We start from the raw sequence: 19,856 nt of genomic DNA on the forward strand, positions 1-19,856 counted from the left end.
GCACGGGGAAGTTCAGTGCACGGGGAAACCGAAGGCGTGGCCCTGCTCCTTGAGCTTGGGGAGGATGCGGCGCAGGGCCTGGATCGTCTGGGTGCGGTCGCCGCCCGCGTCGTGGAAGAGCAGGGTGGGCCCGTTGGGCAGTTCCCGCTCGACGGTGTTGACGATGGCGTTCGTGCCCGGGCGCTCGAAGTCCTTGCTGTCGACGTTCCAGCCCAGCGGGCGCATGCCCCGGGAGGCGGCGAGTTCACGGCTGTACGGGGTGAACGCGCCGCCGGGGGCGCGGTAGTACAGGGGCCGGACGCCGCCGGACGCTTCGGTGATCATGCGTTCGGCGTCGAGGATCTGCCGCGACTGGTACGCCTGGGACTTCTTGTCCATGGCGGTGTCGTGCGAGACGGTGTGGTCGCAGAGCCGGTGTCCGTCCGCGACCACCTTCTTGACGAGGTCGGGGTGGGCCTGCGCCTGGGTGCCCACCATGCAGAAGGTGGCCTTCACCCCGTACTCCCGCAGCAGGTCCAGTATTTGCGGCGTCCACCTGGGGTCGGGGCCGTCGTCGATCGTGATGTTCACACCGCTCGCCCCCGCCTCCGAGGAGTGGGCGATGCTCGTGGCGACCCGCTTGACGTCGCTGTCCGGCGCCTTGGGCGCGGCTGCCTTGGCGGGGGATTCTCCTGCGGCACCGGCCTGCGCGGTCCACACCGAGGCACCGGTGGCCAGCACCACCACCCCCAGCGCCGCCCCGACCACCTTGCCGTACCAGACCCGCCCGCCAACGTGCCGCGCCATGCCCCGCCCCTCTCCCGCAAGTCCTTCGCCGATCGGTGGTCGCCCTTGCGACCACCTGCCAGGACGACGGACACATGCCGAGGGCTGCCTCTGTTACCGATCACGGACAATACCGCGAAGGATCAGCGACAACTCACGGCGGACGGCCGCCAGAAGCACGCCGGCCGGTCCGCCGCCGGGCGCCGCGGACGGGGCCGGGGCGTGGCCACGGCAGCGATGGCTAGAATCAGCCATGGATTCGAACTCTCCTCCCTCTCCAACGCATTGGCCCCGGCGGCGCGCCGTGGGCCTGGCCGCCCTGCTCGGCGCGGCGGCCATCGGCTGGACCGCGATCGCGCTGAGCGTGCACACGAACGGCTCGACTCCGCCCGAGCCCGGCGGGGTGACCGATGCCGAACTGGCCCGGCTCGGCGCCGCCGTGATGGCCGGGCTCGCGGCGACGGCCGCCGGACTGTGGTGGCGCCACTGGACGGTTGCCCGTCGCGCGTCCGTCGGCGGAGGCTGGGCACGCGGAGCGTTCGCCCTCTCCGCCGTCCATGCGCTTTTCGTCCTCCCGGTGATCGTGTTCGCCTCCTGGAGCTGGAAGGCACTCGCGATCGCCTTTACCTGCGCGGTGGTCGCGGGCGGGGTGCGCGAGGCCGCCGAGGCGACGTCTCCGGCCGACCGCGGGACGCCCGCACCGCTCCCGGTGGCTCACTGACGGTTCCTCACCGAGCCCTCCCTCCGGCTGCGGCGCGTATTTCCGCCCGCCGCTCCGCGGACGGCCTTGCGTCATCCCTCGAAAGAGCGAAGCCCCGTAAGAGCGTGGGCGTGCCGGCGCTCGCCCGCTCCGTCGATCCCCTCAAGGACGACGGGGAACCGGGCGCCGAAGGAGCAGGGGGCGGGACCGTCGTCGGCCCCGCCCCCTGCTCCTGTGCTCCTGCCCCGGCCGGTCCCGTGGTTCAGCGGCCCGCGGCCAGGCGCTGGCGCGTGTAGCCGATCGCGGCGAGGGCGAGGGCCAGGCCGCCGGTGAAGTAGACCTGGACCCGCGTCCCGGAGTCGACGGCCATCAGGACCAGCACGCCCACCACACCCGCGAGCGCCACCCAGGTCAGATACGGGAAGAGCCACATCCGGACGGTGAGCTTCTCGGGCGCCTCGCGCTCCAGGCGGCGGCGCAGCACCAGCTGGGACACCGCGATGAAGCCCCACACGATCAGCACGACTCCACCGACCATGTTGAGCAGCCAGGCGAAGACGGTGGTGGGCCACCAGTACGACAGGAGCACGGCGAAGAAGCCGAAGGCGCAGGAGGCGAGCACCGCTCGGCGCGGGACCCGGCCGGAGATCCTGCCGAGGAAGGCGGGGCCCTGGCCGCGCGCGACCAGCGAGTAGGCCATGCGCGAGGATCCGTAGATGTTGGCGTTCATCGCGGACAGCAGCGCGACGAGGATGACGGCCTCCATGATCCGCGCGCCGCCGGGGACGCCGAGCCGGTCCAGGACGGCGGCGTACGGGCCGACTTCGGTGACGGCCGGGTCGTTCCACGGGATCAGGGTGACGATCGCCAGCATCGAGCCGACGTAGACGATGCCGATCCGCCACATCGTGGTCTTCACCGCCCGTGCCACGCCGCGCACCGGGTCGTCCGACTCGGCCGCCGCGATGGTCACCGTCTCCAGACCGCCGTAGGCGACGACCGAGGCGAGCAGTCCGACGAGCAGTCCGCTGACTCCGGTGGGCAGGAATCCGCCGTCGTGCACGAGGTGTGCCGAGCCGGGGGAATCGGTGCCGGGCAGCACGCCCAGTACCGCGAGTGCGCACAGCGCGAGGAAGAGCGCGATGGCACCGATCTTGAGGGCGGCGAACCAGAACTCGAACTCGCCGAAGTTCGATACGGCGGCCAGGTTGGCGCCGCAGAACAGCGCCATGAACGCCAGCACCCAGAGCCACGACGGGGTCCCGGGGAACCAGCCCTGCATGATGTGGGCGGCGCCGATCGCCTCGATGCCCACTCCGACGACGAGCAGGGTCCAGAACATCCAGCCGGCGGTGAACCCGGCCCAGGGCCCGATCGCGCGCTCGGCGTGCACGGAGAACGACCCGGAGGCCGGGTCCGCGGCGGACATCTCGCCGAGCATCCGCATCACGAACATCACCAGGACGCCGGAGAGCGCGTACGCCAGCACGATCGACGGCCCCGCGGCGGCGATGCCCGCGCCCGAGCCGACGAAGAGCCCGGCCCCGATGACACCACCGAGAGCGATCATCGAGAGGTGTCGCTGCTTGAGCCCGTTGGAGAGCGGTGTGCCCTGCGGGTGCTCGTCCTGCTGCTGCTCCCGCTGCGGGGAAGGGGAGGTCAGTGTCCGGCTCATAGGGTGGGGCCTGTCCAATTGCTGAGATCGAAGTACCCCTGATTGTGAGACGATCTCGCGATCTTCCGTCCGCTCTGTCCGTTATTCGGAAGTCTTGATCACCGACGGTGACCGCATCCGTACGCGGCCCGGCCACCACCACCCCGGCAGCGGAGGGAGAAGTGACCGGCGCGCCCCACCACTCGGCATCCGCCCGGGGTGCGTGGGGCGCGCGGGGCCGTAGGGTTGGCGCCATGTGCTGGAGCGCGACAGCCGACCTGGTCGCGGGCGCGGGCATCACGGCCGTGGGAGCGGTCGCGGTCGCCTCGGCGGTCCGCCGCCCCCGGACCCTGCCGCTGGCCGCGCTGCCCGTGCTGCTGGGCGGTCACCAGATCATCGAGGCCGAGGTCTGGCACCGGAACGGGGGTACCGGGCCCGCCACCGTCGCCTGGGCCGTCATCGCCCTGCCGCTGCTGGCGCTGTGGGTGCCGGTCGCCGTCCTGTGCGCCGCACCGGCGGGCGCGCGCCGCCGCCTGCTCGTACCCCTGGCCGCGGGAGCCGCGACCTCGGCGGCGCTCGCTCACACGCTGGCGACCCGTACCGTCACGGCCGAGATCCGCGGGCACACCGTCGGGTACTCCCTCGGCCTGCCGCACTCCGAGCTGATCGTCGCCGGCTATCTGCTGGCCACCATCGGTTCCCTGCTCCTCGCGGGCGACCGCGGTCTCGTCCTGTTCGGCGTCCTGGTGGGCGTCGGAGCGGCGGTCTCGTTCACCCTGTGGCGCCGGGAGTACATCTCGACGTGGTGCGCCTTCGCGGCCCTGTCGTCGGTGCTCCTGACGCTCTGGATCAGACGACCGGGCCCGGCCGGAACGGACGCCGCCGGACATCCCCGCTGAACGGGAGGACTACGGCGCCGTCCGGGCCGGCTCCTCGGCGCCCGCCTCCTTGACGAGGCGGTCGCCCGGCGTCAGCGACTCCCACAGCGCCTTCTCGACGCGGACCTTCTTGGAGGTGCCGTCCTGGAGGCGGATTTCGACGTAGTGGTAGAGGTTCGAGCCGTCGGTGGCGCGGCGCGTCTTGTCCGTGACGACGCCGTCCCAGACGTCCTCTTTCCGTACTTTGCGAGAGGAGAACATCTTGTCACTGTAGCCCTCAAGGGGCGGCACACTCCGTCACCGGCCGTTGCCGCACGTGAGGGTATTTACTTGAACTCTCACATTGTTTTATCGTCGCCACCGAGGTCACCACTTCGCGCCCCACCGCCCCAGGGAGATCCCATGCCTGTCCGCCGCCTCAACCACGCGGTGCTCTACGTACGCGACGTCGCACGAGCCGTCGAGTTCTACACCGACGTCTTCGGCTTCCGGCTCGACGTCGACATCCCCGGCCGGGCCGCGTTCCTCAGCGCCGAGGGCACCCTCAACGACCACGACCTCGGGCTCTTCTCCGTCGGGCCGGACGCGCCCGGGCCCGAGCAGGGCCGCGTCGGCCTCTACCACCTGGCCTGGGAGGTGGGGACACTCGGCGAACTGGTCGAGATCGCCGAGAAGATCAACCAGCGCGGCGCCCTGGTCGGCTCCACCAACCACCAGGTCTCCAAGTCCCTCTACGCCAAGGACCCCGACGGCAACGAGTTCGAGATCATGTGGCGGGTGCCGCGCGAGGACTGGCCGACGGCGGACGAGAACGCCCGCCCCGGCGCCCTCGACCTCGAAGAGTCCCTCAAGCGCTGGGGGCCCGACCTCAAGACGGGCGCCGCCGCCGGTTCCGCCACCTGACACACCCCGGCCGCGAACCCGGCGGCCCTCGGATCCCCGGCCACCACTCACAGGCACACGTGCAGCGCGCAGATGTCGTCGTGGCGGGTGGCGGGCGTGACGAGGGCGTCCAGGATGCCGTCCAGGACGCGCGTGCCGCCGACGTGTGCCGCGGTGGCGTGCGCCAGCCGGGCCAGGCCGTCGTCGAGGTCCTCGCCCGGATTCTCGACCAGGCCGTCGGTGTAGAGCAGCAACTGGTCGCCCGGGAGCAGGTGGAGGGTCGACGCCTCGTAGCGGACGTCCGTGGTCGCGCCGAGGAGGACGCCCTGCGGGGCCGGCAGGTAGCGGGGTCTGCCCCGGCGCACGAGCAGGGGCGGCAGGTGCCCGGCCTGCACCCAGGTCAGCACGGACGTGGCGGGCTCGTACCGGGCCATGATCATGGTCGCGGTGCGGAAGTTCCGCTCGGAGGTGTGCAGCAGCAGGGTGTTGAGCCGGGTGAGGATCGTGTCCAGGGGTGTGCCGTTCACCGCCATTCCTTTGGCCGCGAAGCGCAGTTGGGCCATGGTCGCCACCGCGTCCAGCCCATGGCCCGCCACATCGCCGACCACCAGCAGGGCGCTGCCGTCGGGCAGTTCGATGGCGCTGTACCAGTCGCCTCCCACGTTCAGCCCCTCCACCAGGGGCTGGTAGGCGACGTCCACCGTGAGCCCGGCCAGGCGCAGCGACTGCTGGGGCAGGGGCAGCAGGGCGTGCTGGAGGCGGGCGGCCAGCTCGCGCTCGGCGGCCAGTACGCCGCGCTGGGCCAGCGCCGCCTCCTCGTGCTCCAGCAGCCGCTCCGCGGCCCGCTTCGCGGCGCTCACGTCCTGGAAGAAGCCGTGCACCTCCACCGGTGTGCCCTGGGCGTCCACCACGCTCTCCGCGACGATCCGCACATGCCCGACTCCCCCCTGGGGGAGGGCGATCCGGAAGGTGTGGTCGATGGAGCGGCCGTCCGCCAGCAGGCGCCGCACGGCCCGGCCCAGCTCCGGCAGGTCCTCGACCAGGACATGGGCGGGCAGCTCCTCCAGCGTCATCGGCCCGAGGGAAGGGTCCCTGCCGAAAATGGCGTAGGTCTCCTCCGACCACGTGATGACGTCACGCGTGAGGTCCCAGTCGGCCCAGCCCATTCCGCCCAGCCGCTGCATCACCGTGAGCCTGCGCCGCTCCCGCTCGCCGCTGTCCAGCCGGACCCAGGAGACGATCAGGCCGTCCTGGCAGGCGGCGGCCCGTACGGCGAAGCGGGACAGGCGCGGCAGGCCGGCGAGGACCTCCTCGTACTCGAAGGGCCGCCCCTCGTAGCGGACACCGGTCTCCAGCGCCTGGAGGTAGCCCTCCCACAGCTCGGTCCCGGCCACCGTCGGATAGGTCTCCAGGACGCTCAGCCCGACCAGTTCCCTGCCCCGGCGGGCCCCGATGTCGATCGCCTCGGGCGAGGCGGCCAGAATGCGGAAGTCCGCCACCGCGCCGTCCGCCCCGAGGACGGGCCGCAGGAAGATCGCCGAGCCGGGGATCCCGTCCAGCACCTCCTGCACGGCCGATGCCCGCCCGGCGGAGGGCTGTTCGCCCCTGGCCGCCGGCTCCCGCACGCACACGTAACGACTGGAGGAGAAGAGGGAGGTGTCCGCCTCCGCGCCGAAGCCAACGCTCCCCGATGCCGCCCCCAGCGACTCCTCGCGCTCAGTCATGCTAGGAGCATGGCACGCCGTGGCGCCCGCTCCCCGCACAACGGATCATCTGGCCGTCGCCCTCGTTGACGCCGCCGCGGACACCGGCTGCTCCACTGTCAGCTCGGCCACGCCCGGGTGCTGTCCGGCCGCCGCGTCGCCCTGGACGGTCACCCGCACATAGCGCGCGAGCCGCGGGTCGCCCGTCACCGCGCGCCGCCAGTGCCGGCCGTCGAGGGAGAGGTCGACGGCGTAGGCGGCGGGCGCGGCACCCTTCCAGGTGGGGGTGACCGCGCCGACCCGGACGGGCCGGGCGAGGTCCGCGGTCAGCCGGCCGGAAGCGCTGTCGGGGACCCAGGCGGTGGCCGGGTTGCCGTCGACGGCGGCGCCCGCGTACATGCCGGGCTGCTCGGACGAGGCCGTGGCGGTGGTGCAGCGGGCCGCGTTGGTGGTGGGGGCGAGGTCGGGGCGGCGGGTCTTGAGGACGGCCGGGTGGCCCGCGCCGACGATCCGCTCGCCCTGGGGGGTGTCGAGGGTCATCGGCGCGCCACCGGTGAGGCGCACGGTGGTGTGGTGGGCGCCGAGTTCGACGTCGAAGGTGCGTCCCTGCCAGGTCAGACCGCGCAGGGTGACGCCGCCGGCCAGCTGCGGGGGCAGCATCGGGTCGAGGTGGAGGCGGTCCTCCCGCATCCGCATGCCCGTCAGGCCATGGGTGAAGACCTGCAGGAAGCCGCCCTTGCCGGTGAGGAAGTCATGGGCGGGCGAGCCCGCCAGGGGGTCCTCGGCGCCCGCCTTGTCGCCGCGCGCCTCCGAGAACTGGCCGAAGGGGCCGCGGACGAACGGCTTGATCGACCGCTCCAGATAGGTGTACGTGGAGCAGCCCGGCTCCCCGATGCCCGCGGCGTCGATCGCGTGGACCGAGTCCGTCATGGCCGGGCCGTCCGGGTCGGTGCGCTGGGCGTAGTAGTCGAGGGTGGCGGCGGCCGAGCCCTCGGGCATGCTCCACTCCAGGGGGTACATCAGCAGCACCGTGTCGGCCTGCTTGATGGTGCTGCCGCGGTAGCCGTCGTACTGCTGGAAGACCTTGCTGTGCGCGTCGTAGGGGATGCGGATGCGGTCGGCGATCCGCTGCCAGGCGGGCGGCGCCTGCTCGCCGAGGAGTTCGGCGGCGCGGGCGGCGTGGCGCAGGGCGGTGACGGCACCGGCGTTGGTGAAGACCGCGTCGTCGACGCCGTTGCTGTATTCGTCGGGACCCGCCGTGTCCTTGACGGAGTAGCCGCCGTCCTGGTCGGGCGTGACGCGGCCCGCCCAGAACTCGGCGATGCCGCGCAGCACCGGCCAGCCGCGCTCGCGCAGCCAGTGGGTGTCCCCCGTGGCCAGGTAGTACTGCCAGGTGGCGAGGGAGATGTCGGACTGGAGGTGGATCTGGGTGCGGCAGTGCGGCGGGTCGACGCTGTGGCACTCCTGCGCCAGGTTGCCCGAACTCCCGCTGTTCCAGGGGTAGAACAACCCTGAGTAGCCGAGCTTCCGGGCGTTCTCACGGGCCCCGGCGCGGGTGCGGTAGCGGTAGTCGACGACGGTCCTGGCGAGTTCGGGACGGGTGGCGAGCAGGCCGGGGTACATCCACGTCTCGGCGTCCCAGAAGACGAGACCCGCATAGTTGTCGCTGGTCAGACCGGTCGGAGCGATGCTGTTGGCCGCGCCTTCGCGGGTGTTGGAGAGCAGCCCGTACTGGGCGGAGCGCACCCATGACCGCAGGTCGCGCCGGCCGGGTACCTCGATGTCGGCGCGCCACAGCCGCGCCCAGGCGGCGGTGTGGGAGCGCAGCAGGGCGTCCCAGCCCAGGTCGGCGGCGCGCTGGGAGGCGGCGGTGGCGTCGCGGCGCGGCGCGCGCGAGGTGAGGGCCGTGTCGATGCCCACGTATTTGGTGACGTCGTACGACTGCCCGCGCCGGACGGGCAGGGTGACGGCCTGCTGTGCGCTCAACTCCCTTGCCGGGTCCGCCCGTCGGGTGCGGGCGCCGTGGGCCGCGCGTCCGGGGAGCAGGGTGGAGGCGAGGGCGCCGTCCACGTCCGTGCCGTCCGTGCGGAAGGAGACGTCCATGGTCGGTGCGGTCCGGCCGTCGCGGCGTCCGCCGCTGCGGTCGCCCCCGCCGGTCTGCCGGATGCGGCGTGCGCCGCGGCCGTCGAGCGTGTCGGTGACGGTCGCTTCGCCGCTCCAGTGCGGGGTCATCGCGACCCGTACGGCGCCGATGTGCGCGTGGACGCGGTCGGCGAGCACTTCGTAGACCAGGTCGGTGCGGCGGCCGTCGGCGGCCGTCCAGGTGAGCGAGGTGCGCACGATCCCGCAGCGCTGGAGGAGCGACTGGTGGTAGTGCGAGATGCGGCCGGGCGCTGTCGAAGAGCTGAAGGTGTCCCCTCCCGCTCCCCCGGTGCCGACGGTCAGCCCGGTCCAGGTGGGCAGCGCCGCGACGGCCTGCCGGTCCCCCGCGGTCGACGGGTTGTGCGCGTACAGGCCGGACACGAAGGAGCCGTCGTAGCGCGGGGTGAACAGCGGCCAGCCGGTCTTGGCGGTGCTGTCGGCGTATCCGGCGCCGTTGGGCGGCACCCGCTGTCCCAGATAGCCGTTGCCGACGTAGGCGTGGTGGGTGTCCGCCGCGTCCATCCGGGTGGCGGTGAGCGTCCAGTCGTCGCCGCCCCGGCAGGTCGCGGCGGTGTCGGCCGTCTTCGGCACGGGCTGCGAGGCCGCCGCCGGTGCGGAGGTGACGAGGGCTCCGGCCAGCAGCACCACGGCCAGCCGGGCGGTACGCGGTCGCACGCCGAGGGAGTACGTCATTGTTCTCCGTCACTCTGGTTCACCTGCGAGGGGCCCTGGGACCATAAATTTCCTGAACGATTGACGTCAATAGATGCGCGCCAATCATCAAGTGTCGAATGCATGTGACCGTTGTCCATGTGCGGAGTCTTGACAACCGATCATGAGCCTGACAGGAGTGGCACTGCGGCAACTTCCGTGCACGGCACCACCCGAAGGGGGCGATCGGCGCATGACCAGCGATGAAAGCGCGGATGACGGGTACGACGTCGTCATCGGCGGAGCCAGCCTCGCCGGCTGCGCGGCGGCGATCCTGCTCGCGCGGCGCGGCGCCCGGGTCGCGCTGCTGGAGCGCCGCTCGGACCCGGCCGCGTACAAGGTGCTGTGCACCCACTCCCTCACCGCCAACGCCTACCCGGTGCTGGACGAACTCGGTCTCATACCCGCGCTGGAGAAGGCCGGAGCCGTCCCCAACAGGGCCCGCTGGTACACCCGCTGGGGGTGGATCGAGCCGAAGGCCGCACCCGCGGGCCCCGAGCTCCCCTACGGGTACAACGTGCGGCGCAGCACCCTCGACCCGCTGATCAGATCCCATGCGGCCCGCACCCCCGGCGTCGACCTCCTCCTCGCCCACCAGGTCACCGGAGTGCTCCGGGAGGGCGGGCGGTACACGGGAGTGCGCGTGTCGACGCCCCGGGGCGAGCGCGAGATCCGGGCCCGTCTGGTGGTCGGCGCCGACGGCAAGGACTCCTCCGTCGCGAAGTACGCCGGACTGCCGGTGCGCCGGTACGAGAACGCGCGGTTCGGCTATCTGGCGCACTACCGCGGCCTTCCCCTGCGGGGCGGGATCGCCAACGTCTGGTTCCTCGAACCCGACATGGCCTACGCCTTCCCCAACGACGACGGGGTGACGGTCCTGGCCGTCCTCCCCGACAAGAAGCGGCTGCCGGCCTTCCGCGAAGACCTGGAGGGCAGCTTCGCCGCGTTCGTCCGCGCGCTGCCCGAGGCCCCGCCCCTCGACGCCGCCGAGCGCATCACGAAGATCACCGGACTGGTGGACTACCCCCTGCACAGCCGCAGGCCGACCGCGCCCGGCCTCGCCCTCATCGGCGACGCCGCCCTGACCGGGGACCCCCTGTGGGGAGTGGGGTGCGGCTGGGCCCTGCAGTCCGCCCACTGGCTGGCACAGGCGGTCGCCCCGGCCGCGACCGGCCGCGGCGACCTGGACAAGTCACTGGCGGCATACGCCCGCAGACACCGCCGCGAGCTGGCGGGCCACCAGTACCTGGCCGCCGACTACGCCAAGGCCCGGCCGTTCAACCCCGTCGAACGGCTGGTCTTCTCGGCGGCGGCACGCGACGCGTCCACGGCTCGGCACATGCACCTGTTCGCCTCCCGACTCATCGGCCCGCTGCGCTTCCTCAGCCCGGCGGCCCTGGCCAGGGCGACGGCCGTCAACGTCCGGCACCGGCTGACGGCACCGGCCACGCGGCCGTAGGGCCCCTTCGCCTACGGCAGGTTCCTCCGCAGCCACGCCAGGGCGGTGTCGGCCACGGCCGGCCAGCCGCTGTCGACGATGAGGGAGTGGCCCCGGTCGTCGAAGCGCTGGTACTCGGTCACCGCGGCGGAGCGCCTGTACTGCTTGTGCGTCGAGCGGGTCAGCACGTCCGGGATGGTGTGGTCGAGCTTGCCGGACAGCAGGAGGAGCGGGCCGCGCTCCTCGTTGCCGGTGGCCACCTTCCCGGGCGAGTCACGGTGGAGGTTGGCGAGCGCCAGCTCGAACAGGGGACGGGCCGGGCTGGGCATCGACCACTTGTCGTGGAGCGCCGCGGACTCCTCCTCGGACACCGCGTTGGCGAAGCCGAACCGGAACTGCTCCGGGGTGAGGGACACCGCCCGTTCCGCGTTGCGGCGGTTGCGGAGGATCGGGAAGACCGCCTTGCCCTGGGTCGCGCTCAGCGCCTTGACGCCCTTGATCTGCCCCGGGGAGATGGCCACGGCGGCCCGGCCGATTCCCTGCCCCAGCAGATGCTGCACCACAAAGCCGCCCATCGAGTGCCCGACCAGCACGGGCGGCTCGGGCAGCTTCCCGATCACGGCCGCGCACGCGGCGGAGATCGCCTCCACGCCCACGCCCGCCTGCGCCTCCGGGTGGGCGCGCGCTTCCTCGACGGTGTCGGGCTCACCGGGCCAGGCCGGCATCACCGGCTCGTAGCCCTCATCGGCGAATCGTTCCGCCCAGGGCTGCCAACTCGTGGCGTGGAGCCACAGGCCATGGACGAGGACCACGGGTATCCGGGTGTTCGGCATGAGGTTCTCCCCTCTGCGGCCCCCCGGGTGCCCCACTCACTATCGCAGCCGCGTCCCGGTTGCGCAGGTCGGAGCCGCGCGCTACGGGCGCCTGTGGTCACGCCGCCGACGAGCCCTCCGTCTGCCGACCCGCTCCTCGCACCCATCACCCGGTCGGGTGAACGGCGGAATCACCGGCCCGGCCGATGGGCAGTCCGCTCAGGACATCGAGCGGAGCCGAGGGGTATGCATGACTGAGCACGCGACCGGCGGTCCGAAGGGTCCCTTACCGGCCGAGGAGGCCGTCCTGCTGATGGCGGGCGCCCTGGACCTCGTACTGGAGCAGGCCGAGGTGGCGGTGCGGCGGACCCGCCAGTTGCTGGGGCGGTCCGACCTGTTGAGCCTGGCCGCCGACGCCCGCGACGACCTGGTCTCGCGGGGCCGCAACAGCGGACTGCGCCCGCCCCCCTTCGCCGCACCGGAGGCACATCTGGAGGAGCTGGCCCAGCGGGCCCGGCGCCGGGCCGAGCGGGCGCGGCAGGCCGGGCCACCGAGCGGGGACGCGGGGGCCGCCGACGCGGACGCCGCCGGGCCCGGTGCCGGGTGAGCACCGCGGCGACCATGCCGCAGGGCGGGCCTCGTGGCCCGGCCTTCGACCCGGTCCCGCTGCGGCGGCGCGTCGATGAGGTCCTGGCCGAGTTCGCGGACCGGGAGAGCGCCCTGCTGGAGGCGGTCGACCCCGAGCTGGCACCCGTCGCCGAGGTGCTGCGGGACACCGCGGCCACCGGGAAGCGCCTGCGGGCCGCGTTCTGCTACTGGGGCTGGCGCGGGGCCTTCCGGGGCGACGGCGACGACATCGTGCGCGCCTCCGCCGCCCTGGAGCTGGTGCACGCCGCCGCCTGTGTGCACGACGACCTGATCGACCGCAGCGCCGTACGGCACGGCCGCGCGACGGCGCACCGTTCACTGGGCGACGCCCGGCCCGACACCGGGCCCGCCCTGGCCCTGCTCGTCGGCGACCTGCTCATCTCCTGGTCCGGCCAGCTGTTCACGGACTGCGGGCTGCCCGCCGCCTACCTCAACCGCGCCCGGCCGCTGTGGGCCGCGCTGGCCCGGGAGCTGGTGGCCGGTGAATGCCTGGAGGTGCTGCGCACCCGGCGCGGCACCGCCGTGCCCGACCCGGCCGACTCCTTGAAGGTCATCCGGTACAAGACCGCCAAGTACACCGTGGAGCACCCGCTGCACATCGGGGGCCTGCTCGCCGGAGCACCGCCCGCGCTGCTGGAGGCGTACAGCGCCTACGGGATCCCCCTGGGCGAAGCGTTCCAGCTCCGGGACGACCTGCTGGGCGTGTTCGGTTCGCCGGAGGCGACCGGCAAGTCCAACCTCGACGACCTCACCGGCGCCAAGCCGACCGTCCTGCTGGCCCTCACCATGGCGGCGGCCACCGACGCGGAACGGCTGGAGCTGCGCGCGCTGCTCGACCACCCCTCCCCCGGCGGCGGGGAGTTGCTGCGCTACCGGGAGCTCGCCGAGGCCACCGGCGCGCGCGAGGGCGTCGAGGAACTGATCGTGGAACGCGCGGCCCGCGCCGCCCGCGCCGTCGAGACGGCCCGGGCCGCCCGGTTGCTCGCCCCGGACGCGGCCGACGCCCTGCACACGCTGGCCGCCCGCTCGCTGAGCCGTACGGCCTGAAGTCCCGCTCCACCGACCCCGGTCCCCGGGCCTCCCCGTCCCCGGAGTGCCCACGCCGCGAAGGGAAGCCGCACATGAGCACCACCGAGTCCACCGGTCCCGCTCCCCACTACACCGAAGAGCGCCTCGACGGGCTGCGCCGGGTCGGCGACGAACTCGCCGACGCCACCGTCGCGGAGCTGTTCGAGCGCGGCGACATGGGGCGCTTCAACACCCTGATGCGCTGGTTCGCCACGGCCGGGCAGGAGCTGCCGGAGGGGCTGCCGGACGTGGCGCGGGAGTATCTGGAGGCGACCGCGATGCCGCCGTCCTGGGTGGACTGGGGCGAGATGGAGCGGGCACGGCTGTTCTTCATCGACAACAACGTGCACATCTCCACCGCGCTCTCCTTCGCCTCGATGCCCGCCTGCTACGTGGTGCCGCACGTGGCGAAGCTGCTGAGCGCCACCCACTCGCTGCAGTACCCCTCCCGGCGCATGGCGGAGACCGGGCAGTTCACCGTCTATCTGATGCAGCCCGGCGCGTTCGAGGCGGGCAGCCGCTTCATCCCGGCCGCCCAGAAGGTCCGCCTGCTGCACGCCGCCATCCGGCACCACCTCCAGCGCGAGAACCGCTGGGACGTGGCCGCGCTGGGCACCCCGATCTGCCAGGAGGACATGATCGGCGGCCAGATGATGTTCTCCATCCAGGTGCTGGACGCCCTGCACCGGCTGGGCATCCACATGTCCAACGAGGGGGCCGACGCGTACTTCTACGCCTGGCGGGTGGTGGGCGCCATGCTCGGCATCGACCTCGCGCACATGCCCGCCGACCTCGAACAGGCCCGCGCCTTCTCCGACCTCTACATGGCCCGCCACATGGGCCCCTCCCCCGAAGGCGCCCTCCTGACAGGGCAGTTGATCGACCTGTACGAGGAGGTGGTGCCGGGCACGCTCTTCGACCCGGTGGTCCCGGCGATGATCCGCTTCCTGATCGGTGACACCGCCGCCGACTGGCTCGACGTGCCGCGCTCGCGCGCCTGGGACACGGCGGTGCGCGCGGCCCCCGCGTTCCTGGGCGTCCTGGAGACCATCGAGGACCGCTCCCCGTTCGGGGCGTGGGCGCTCGACCGGCTGGGCCACTACACCTCGGTCTTCGAACTGAGCGCGCTGACCCGGGGGCGGATCATGCAGTACGCCATCCCGGAGGAGCTCAAGGGCGACTACGGCGTGGCATCGGCCAAGCCCCGACTCGACCGGTGGACACCTCCCGCGCTGACCCCAGAACGGGACCCGGCGGGCTGACCCGCACCGACGACGGACCGCGACCAGGTCAACTGCGTTGCACGAAAGGGCATTTCACCCGACGGCATCGTGCACGCCGTGTTTCGAAACGGTGACATTGCCGGGGCAACGCCCCCCACGTCTCCTGTCTCTTCCCTTGCGAAAGTCCGCCGGTTCGGTCGAGAGCTGACCATTCCCGACCGGTCCGGCGTTCGTCGCAGCAACCAAGGAAGAGGGAAAGTCATGATCATGCGTAATCGCCGTACGGCACTGCGGGGGGCGGTCGCCGGGACGATGGCCACGGCGGCCCTCGTTCTGGCGGCCGGAGGTGCCTCGGCGAAGTCCGACATCTCCTTCGACGCCGGTCCGCGCACCGCGCGCCTCGGTGCCGCCGTCCACCTCGCCGGGCACGGCTCGGACGACAACTCCACGTACAACCGCTTCTGCGTCCAGCAGCGCTCGGGCTCCGGCGGCTGGGTGAACGTGCGCTGCTCGCGCGGCGGCTACAACGGCGGCGGCAGCCTCGACTTCACCGTCCGCCCGTCCCACCGCGGCCAGTGGCAGTACCGCGCGGTGCTCACCGAGGCGTCCTCGCCGACCTCCAAGCGCCAGTGGATCCACCAGAGCTCCGCGGTGCGGACCGTGCACGTGCGCTGAACGCGCGGCGGCACGGGCCCCGCGGGCACGGCCGACTGCCCGAAAACCCTCCGGTCTGTGCTCCCGCGTCCTTGAGTACCGCCACGACCTGGCGGTCGGGGGCGGGATTCGCGCAGGCTCTGAGGGTCCGGGAAAGGCGTACACCGGTCCTGACCGAACCGGTGGGCGGGCGGAGTACGCGGCGCGACCGCGCACTCCGCCCGCCGCTCTTCGATCCGGCACACCCACACATGCCTCTCTGAGGGGGAACTCTTCTTGACCACTCACCTTCGACAGGGCGCCGGCCCACGGACGCTGCTGGCGCTGGTCGCGGCGCTGTGCGGCATCATCGGTGCCACCACGCTCTCCAGCTCACCGGCGGCTGCGGCCGACCAGCGCCACGCCATCTACGCCATCGCCCACCGGGTCGACACCCTCGACGGGGTGGACGCCGCCCTCAAGCACGGCGCCAACGGCATCGAGATCGACGTCTGCGCCTGGTGGAACCCGAATGAATGGCGTGCCTACCACGACTGCTCGTCGGCCGGTGACAAGCGGCTCGGCCCCAGCTTCGACAGCATGATCGACCGCATCGTCTCCCACGCCAAGGCGGGCCGCCGCCTCTCGCTGGTCTGGCTGGACGTCAAGGACCCGAACTACTGCGGCGAGGCGCCCAACCGCGCGTGCAGCGTCGCCGGACTCCACGACAAGGCGCAGCGGCTCACGGCCGCCGGGATCCAGGTGCTCTACGGCTTCTACGAGTACCACGGCGGCAGTACCCCCGACGTCGGCGGCCGGGGCTGGCAGAGCCTCCAGGGCAAGCTCGGCGCGCTGGAGGGCATCACGACGACCGGCAGCCGCGACCAGGTCATGGGCGCGTACAACCGGTCCGGTTCCGGCCTGCCCGCCGGGCGCCGTGCGATGGACTACGGCGACAGCGACATCACCAAGGGCTTCGGCAACTGCACGGAACCCACCTACAACACCTGCGCCGAGCTCAAGAAGGGCGCACAGGACCGTGACGCCGGACGGCTCGGGGCCACCCTGTCCTGGACCACCACCTACAACGACCCCTGGTACGTCGACAAGTTGCTCGGCGAGGCGCGCGTGGACGGCATCATCGCGGGCTACGGCGCCTTCACCGGCGTCCGCGAGTACGACGACAGCTGGCAGTGCGCCAACAGCATCAACCTCATCCGCGACTGGGTGAACCGTCACGGCTCCACCCACCGCATGGCCGACAGCGGCGACCGCCTGTTCCACTGAGGCACACCGCCCCACGCACACGCTCCGGGCCGGGACGCGCGAAGGCGTGCGCCCCGGCCCGGAGAAGTGCCGCGGGCCGGGGACACCGCCATCAGCCCGTGCAGCTCACCCGCACGGCAGCCGCCGCGTGATGGGCGTACGTCTTGGTGGACCCCTTTCACCCCACCCCGGACTCGTACTCCCGCCACACCCGGGCGCAGGGCACGGTTGCGCGGCGCCCGGCCGTCCGGCACGGCCAGGGAGCCCCCGGCACACCGCCCCCGTCACACCGTCAGGCATACCGCCCCAATCACACCGCACCCTGATCAATTACCCTGGTGCACCCCCGGCGGCGGTCACCGCTCCCGTCCGGCCCCCCCCCCCCCCCCCCCCCCCCCCGCTCCCGTACCCCGGCCGAGAGAGGCACGAGCATGGCTCCCGCGAGAAGACCGTCCGGTCCGCCCCGCCTCCGCGCTGCCGGGTGCTCCGGAGCGCCGCGATGCTGAGCGTACGGGTGCTCGGCGAGGTGGGCGTCCGCCTCGACGAGCGGGACGTGCCGCTCGGCGGGCCGCAGCAGCGTGCCGTGCTCGCCATGCTGGCCCTGCGCGCCCCCGAGGTCGTCGGCGTCGCCGACCTGGTGGCCGGGGTCTTCGGGGCGCAGCCGCCCGCCCGGGCCGTCGGCATGGTCCGCACCTATGTGGGACAGCTGCGCAAACTCCTGGACCCCGGGCGGGCCAGCCACGCCAAGTCCGAGGTCATCGTCGCCGCGAGCGGCGGCTACCGGATGGCCCTGTCCGAAGAGGCGCTCGACGCGGCCGTCTTCGCCCGGCTCGTGGAATCGGCCGGGGAGCCGGCGGCGAGCCCCACCGACCCCCGGGTCCGCGACGCCCTGCGGCGCGCGCTGGAGCTGTGGCACGGCGAGCCGCTGACCGGGCTGCCCGGCCCGTACGCGCAGGCCCAGCGCCGGAGGCTGGCCGAGATGCGGGCCGAGGCCGCCGAGCGCGCCGCCGCGTGCGAGGTGGCACTGGGCCAGCACGTACGGGCGGTGCCGGGCCTGACCGCGCTGGTGGCCGAACACCCGCTGCGCGAGGGGCTGCACGAACTGCTGATGCTGGCGCTGTACCGGTGCGGGCGCCAGACCGACGCCCTGGCCGCCTACTCCTCGGTGCGGCGCGCCCTGGTCGACGAGCTCGGCGTCGAGCCGGGGCCCCGGCTCAGGGAGCTGCACGCGCGCATCCTGGACGGGGACCCGGACCTGCTGGCGCCCGCCGCGGACTCCCCCGCGGCGCCCCCGTCCCCGCCGCCGGCCGCCCCGGTGCGGCCCCGGCCCCTGCTGCCGCGCCGCCCGGCCGGCTTCACCGGGCGCGCCACCGAACTCGCCACCCTGGACGCGGCCGTGGCCGACACCGGCGACCCCTCGGTGTGCGCGGTGACCGGACCGGCGGGCATCGGCAAGACCGCGCTCGTGTCGTACTGGGTGCACCGGGCCGCCGAGCGGTTCCCGGACGGCGTCCTCTTCGCCGACCTGGACGGTTTCTCCGACGCCGCGGCTCCCGCCGAACCGCCGTCGGTCATACGTGACTTCCTCCTCGCGCTGGGCACCGCGCCCGACGGCATACCCGACGGCCCCCGCGCCGCCGAGGGTCTGTACCGGTCGCTGCTGCACGGGCGCCGCGTCCTGGTGGTCCTCGACAACGCCCGCTCCTCCGCCCAGGTGCGGCCCCTGCTGCCGGGCACCACCGGCTCCGCCACCGTCGTCACCAGCCGCAACCGGCTGTCCGGCCTGGTGGCCACCGACTGCGCCCGCACGCTCCCGCTGGAGCGCCTGGCCGACCAGGACGGCGTCGGGCTGCTCGGCGCGGTCCTCGGCCGGGCGCGCGTCGGCGCCGAACCGGCGGCGGCCCAGCACCTGGTGGACCTCTGCGACGGTCTGCCGCTCGCGCTGCGCCTGGCCGGTGCGCGCCTGGCGGGCCGCCCGGGGCGCTCGCTGTACGACGCCGCCGAGGAGCTGCGTGACGAGCGCCGCCGGCTCTCCCTGCTCACCACCGACGACGTGGACTTCGTCTCGGTGCTGCGGCTGAGCCTGCGCCCGCTCACCCCGCACGCCGACGGCCTGTTCCGGCAGCTGGCCCGCCACATCGGCCCGGACATCGACGACACGGCGGTGGCGGCGCTGGCCGACTGCGACCTGGAGACGGGCCGCACGTCCCTGGAGCACCTGGTGGCCGCGAGCCTGGTGGACCAGCGTGCGGACGGCCGCTACGCCCTGCACGACCTGGTCCGGCTGTTCGCGCGCTCCCTGTCCTCCAGCGGCAGCCCGGACGCCCTGCCGCGCCTGCTCGACCACTATCTGTGCGGTGCGCTGGCGGCGGCGACCGCGGCGGAGCCGGGCAGCCAGCCCTGCTGCGAACTGCCCGACGACATCCGCCGGCCGCTCGTGCCGTTCGCCTTCGCCGACCGCGCCGAGGCCATGCGGTGGTACGGCGAGGAGCGGCGCAACATCATGGCCGCCACCGCCGCGGCGGCGGTGGCCGGACACTCCGACCGCGCCTGGCGCCTGGGGGTGATGCTGTGGCCGCTCGTCGTGCAGCAGCCGCGCGCCGGGTGGGAGCCCACCCTCGGCCACGCCCTGGACGCCGCGTGCCGGGTGGGCGATCCGGACGCCGAGTCGCGCGTACGCACCCTGCTCGGCTGGGTCCTCAGCGACGGTGGACGCCACGACGAGGCCCTGGCCCAGCTGGAGCACGCGCCGCGGCTGGCCCGGCTGGCCCACGACCTGCCGGGCGAGGCGCTGGCGCTCGTCAACCTGGCGCAGGCGCACGAGCAGTTGGGCGAGCGGGAACGGGCGGTCGCCGGGTTCACCCGTGCCGCCGCGCTCGTACGCGACGCGGGCCACCCGCAGACCGAGATGCTGACGCTCTACCACGTGGCCCGCCGCCACCTCCTGGTCCGCCGCCCCCAGGAGGCGCTCGACCACGCGCGGCACGCACTCACCCTGGCTCCGCCGGACCAGGTGGCGGCCCGGCGCGCCATGCTGCTGGACCTGTGCGGGCAGGCGCTGCGCGCGATGGGCCGGCCCGTGGAGGCCCGGGACCACTTCGAGCGGGCCCACCGGCTGGCCGACCGGGAGGGGTACACCGACCTCGCGGCGGAGTATCTGGCCCGTGCCGCCGAGGAGGAGGCGCGGGAGCACACCCGCCCTGCGCAGGGTTCCCGGGTGCGTGCGGTCCGTACGCACGGTGTGTAAAAACTGTGCGTCGCGCGGCAGATTTTGCTCACGAGGATTTGAACCCATCACAACATGGTCACTAAGGTCGTGGTTCGAACCTTCGC

The 19,856-nt window shown here is 73.2% G+C and carries 16 protein-coding genes; 10 read left to right on the forward strand and 6 right to left on the reverse strand.

Annotated elements, in window-relative coordinates; translation table 11 throughout:
* Positions 1 to 12 precede the first annotated feature (12 nt).
* Positions 13 to 786 (reverse strand): polysaccharide deacetylase family protein, encoded by a 774-nt coding sequence (locus tag AB5J87_RS01845; protein WP_369373140.1) that lies wholly within the window; start codon positions 784 to 786, stop codon positions 13 to 15.
* Between the two features lie 283 nt (positions 787 to 1,069).
* Here AB5J87_RS01845 and AB5J87_RS01850 point away from each other — a divergent pair, with 283 nt between their 5' ends.
* Positions 1,070 to 1,486: a hypothetical protein gene (locus AB5J87_RS01850; protein WP_369373142.1), complete on the forward strand. Its 417-nt coding sequence runs from the start codon at positions 1,070 to 1,072 to the stop codon at positions 1,484 to 1,486.
* Positions 1,487 to 1,727: 241 nt separating this feature from the next.
* Here the strand turns inward: AB5J87_RS01850 and AB5J87_RS01855 are convergent, their stop codons facing one another.
* A complete protein-coding gene (locus AB5J87_RS01855; RefSeq protein ID WP_369373144.1) occupies positions 1,728 to 3,140 on the reverse strand; it encodes an amino acid permease in 1,413 nt (470 codons plus the stop codon).
* 233 nt (positions 3,141 to 3,373) lie between these two features.
* Here AB5J87_RS01855 and AB5J87_RS01860 point away from each other — a divergent pair, with 233 nt between their 5' ends.
* Entirely contained in the window at positions 3,374 to 4,018 is a 645-nt protein-coding gene (locus tag AB5J87_RS01860; RefSeq protein ID WP_369373147.1) for a DUF6629 family protein, read from the forward strand.
* Between the two features lie 9 nt (positions 4,019 to 4,027).
* Here the strand turns inward: AB5J87_RS01860 and AB5J87_RS01865 are convergent, their stop codons facing one another.
* Positions 4,028 to 4,258 (reverse strand): hypothetical protein, encoded by a 231-nt coding sequence (locus tag AB5J87_RS01865; protein WP_369373150.1) that lies wholly within the window; start codon positions 4,256 to 4,258, stop codon positions 4,028 to 4,030.
* Positions 4,259 to 4,399: 141 nt separating this feature from the next.
* On the opposite strand from AB5J87_RS01865, the gene AB5J87_RS01870 reads away from it, so the two are divergent.
* Positions 4,400 to 4,900: a VOC family protein gene (locus AB5J87_RS01870; protein ID WP_369373152.1), complete on the forward strand. Its 501-nt coding sequence runs from the start codon at positions 4,400 to 4,402 to the stop codon at positions 4,898 to 4,900.
* 47 nt (positions 4,901 to 4,947) lie between these two features.
* On the opposite strand, the gene AB5J87_RS01875 is transcribed toward AB5J87_RS01870, so the two are convergent.
* On the reverse strand, positions 4,948 to 6,603 hold the full coding sequence (locus AB5J87_RS01875; RefSeq protein WP_369373154.1) for a PP2C family protein-serine/threonine phosphatase: 1,656 nt from the start codon (positions 6,601 to 6,603) through the stop codon (positions 4,948 to 4,950).
* 45 nt (positions 6,604 to 6,648) lie between these two features.
* A complete protein-coding gene (locus tag AB5J87_RS01880) occupies positions 6,649 to 9,417 on the reverse strand; it encodes a glycosyl hydrolase family 65 protein (protein ID WP_369373156.1) in 2,769 nt (922 codons plus the stop codon).
* 211 nt (positions 9,418 to 9,628) lie between these two features.
* On the opposite strand from AB5J87_RS01880, the gene AB5J87_RS01885 reads away from it, so the two are divergent.
* On the forward strand, positions 9,629 to 10,894 hold the full coding sequence (locus AB5J87_RS01885; protein WP_369373159.1) for an NAD(P)/FAD-dependent oxidoreductase: 1,266 nt from the start codon (positions 9,629 to 9,631) through the stop codon (positions 10,892 to 10,894).
* Between the two features lie 11 nt (positions 10,895 to 10,905).
* Here the strand turns inward: AB5J87_RS01885 and AB5J87_RS01890 are convergent, their stop codons facing one another.
* Positions 10,906 to 11,706 carry an alpha/beta hydrolase gene (locus AB5J87_RS01890; RefSeq protein WP_369373161.1) on the reverse strand — a complete coding sequence of 267 codons (801 nt, stop codon included), beginning with the start codon at positions 11,704 to 11,706 and terminating at the stop codon, positions 10,906 to 10,908.
* 229 nt (positions 11,707 to 11,935) lie between these two features.
* Between AB5J87_RS01890 and AB5J87_RS01895 the strand changes: the two genes are divergently transcribed.
* The 6 genes from AB5J87_RS01895 to AB5J87_RS01920 all read left to right on the forward strand — a co-directional run bounded on the left by AB5J87_RS01895 (position 11,936) and on the right by AB5J87_RS01920 (position 19,770).
* Positions 11,936 to 12,292 (forward strand): hypothetical protein, encoded by a 357-nt coding sequence (locus tag AB5J87_RS01895; protein WP_369373163.1) that lies wholly within the window; start codon positions 11,936 to 11,938, stop codon positions 12,290 to 12,292.
* A 14-nt stretch (positions 12,293 to 12,306) separates the two neighbouring features.
* A complete protein-coding gene (locus AB5J87_RS01900) occupies positions 12,307 to 13,380 on the forward strand; it encodes a polyprenyl synthetase family protein (protein ID WP_369383328.1) in 1,074 nt (357 codons plus the stop codon).
* A 74-nt stretch (positions 13,381 to 13,454) separates the two neighbouring features.
* Positions 13,455 to 14,663: an oxygenase MpaB family protein gene (locus AB5J87_RS01905; RefSeq protein WP_369373165.1), complete on the forward strand. Its 1,209-nt coding sequence runs from the start codon at positions 13,455 to 13,457 to the stop codon at positions 14,661 to 14,663.
* A gap of 222 nt (positions 14,664 to 14,885) precedes the next feature.
* On the forward strand, positions 14,886 to 15,299 hold the full coding sequence (locus AB5J87_RS01910; RefSeq protein WP_369373167.1) for a hypothetical protein: 414 nt from the start codon (positions 14,886 to 14,888) through the stop codon (positions 15,297 to 15,299).
* 255 nt (positions 15,300 to 15,554) lie between these two features.
* Positions 15,555 to 16,544: a phospholipase gene (locus AB5J87_RS01915; protein ID WP_369373169.1), complete on the forward strand. Its 990-nt coding sequence runs from the start codon at positions 15,555 to 15,557 to the stop codon at positions 16,542 to 16,544.
* A 478-nt stretch (positions 16,545 to 17,022) separates the two neighbouring features.
* Positions 17,023 to 19,770 (forward strand): BTAD domain-containing putative transcriptional regulator, encoded by a 2,748-nt coding sequence (locus AB5J87_RS01920; protein WP_369373171.1) that lies wholly within the window; start codon positions 17,023 to 17,025, stop codon positions 19,768 to 19,770.
* Positions 19,771 to 19,856 lie beyond the last annotated feature (86 nt).

The organism is Streptomyces sp. cg36 (genome assembly GCF_041080675.1).
In the GTDB taxonomy this organism is placed as follows: Bacteria; Actinomycetota; Actinomycetes; order Streptomycetales; family Streptomycetaceae; genus Streptomyces.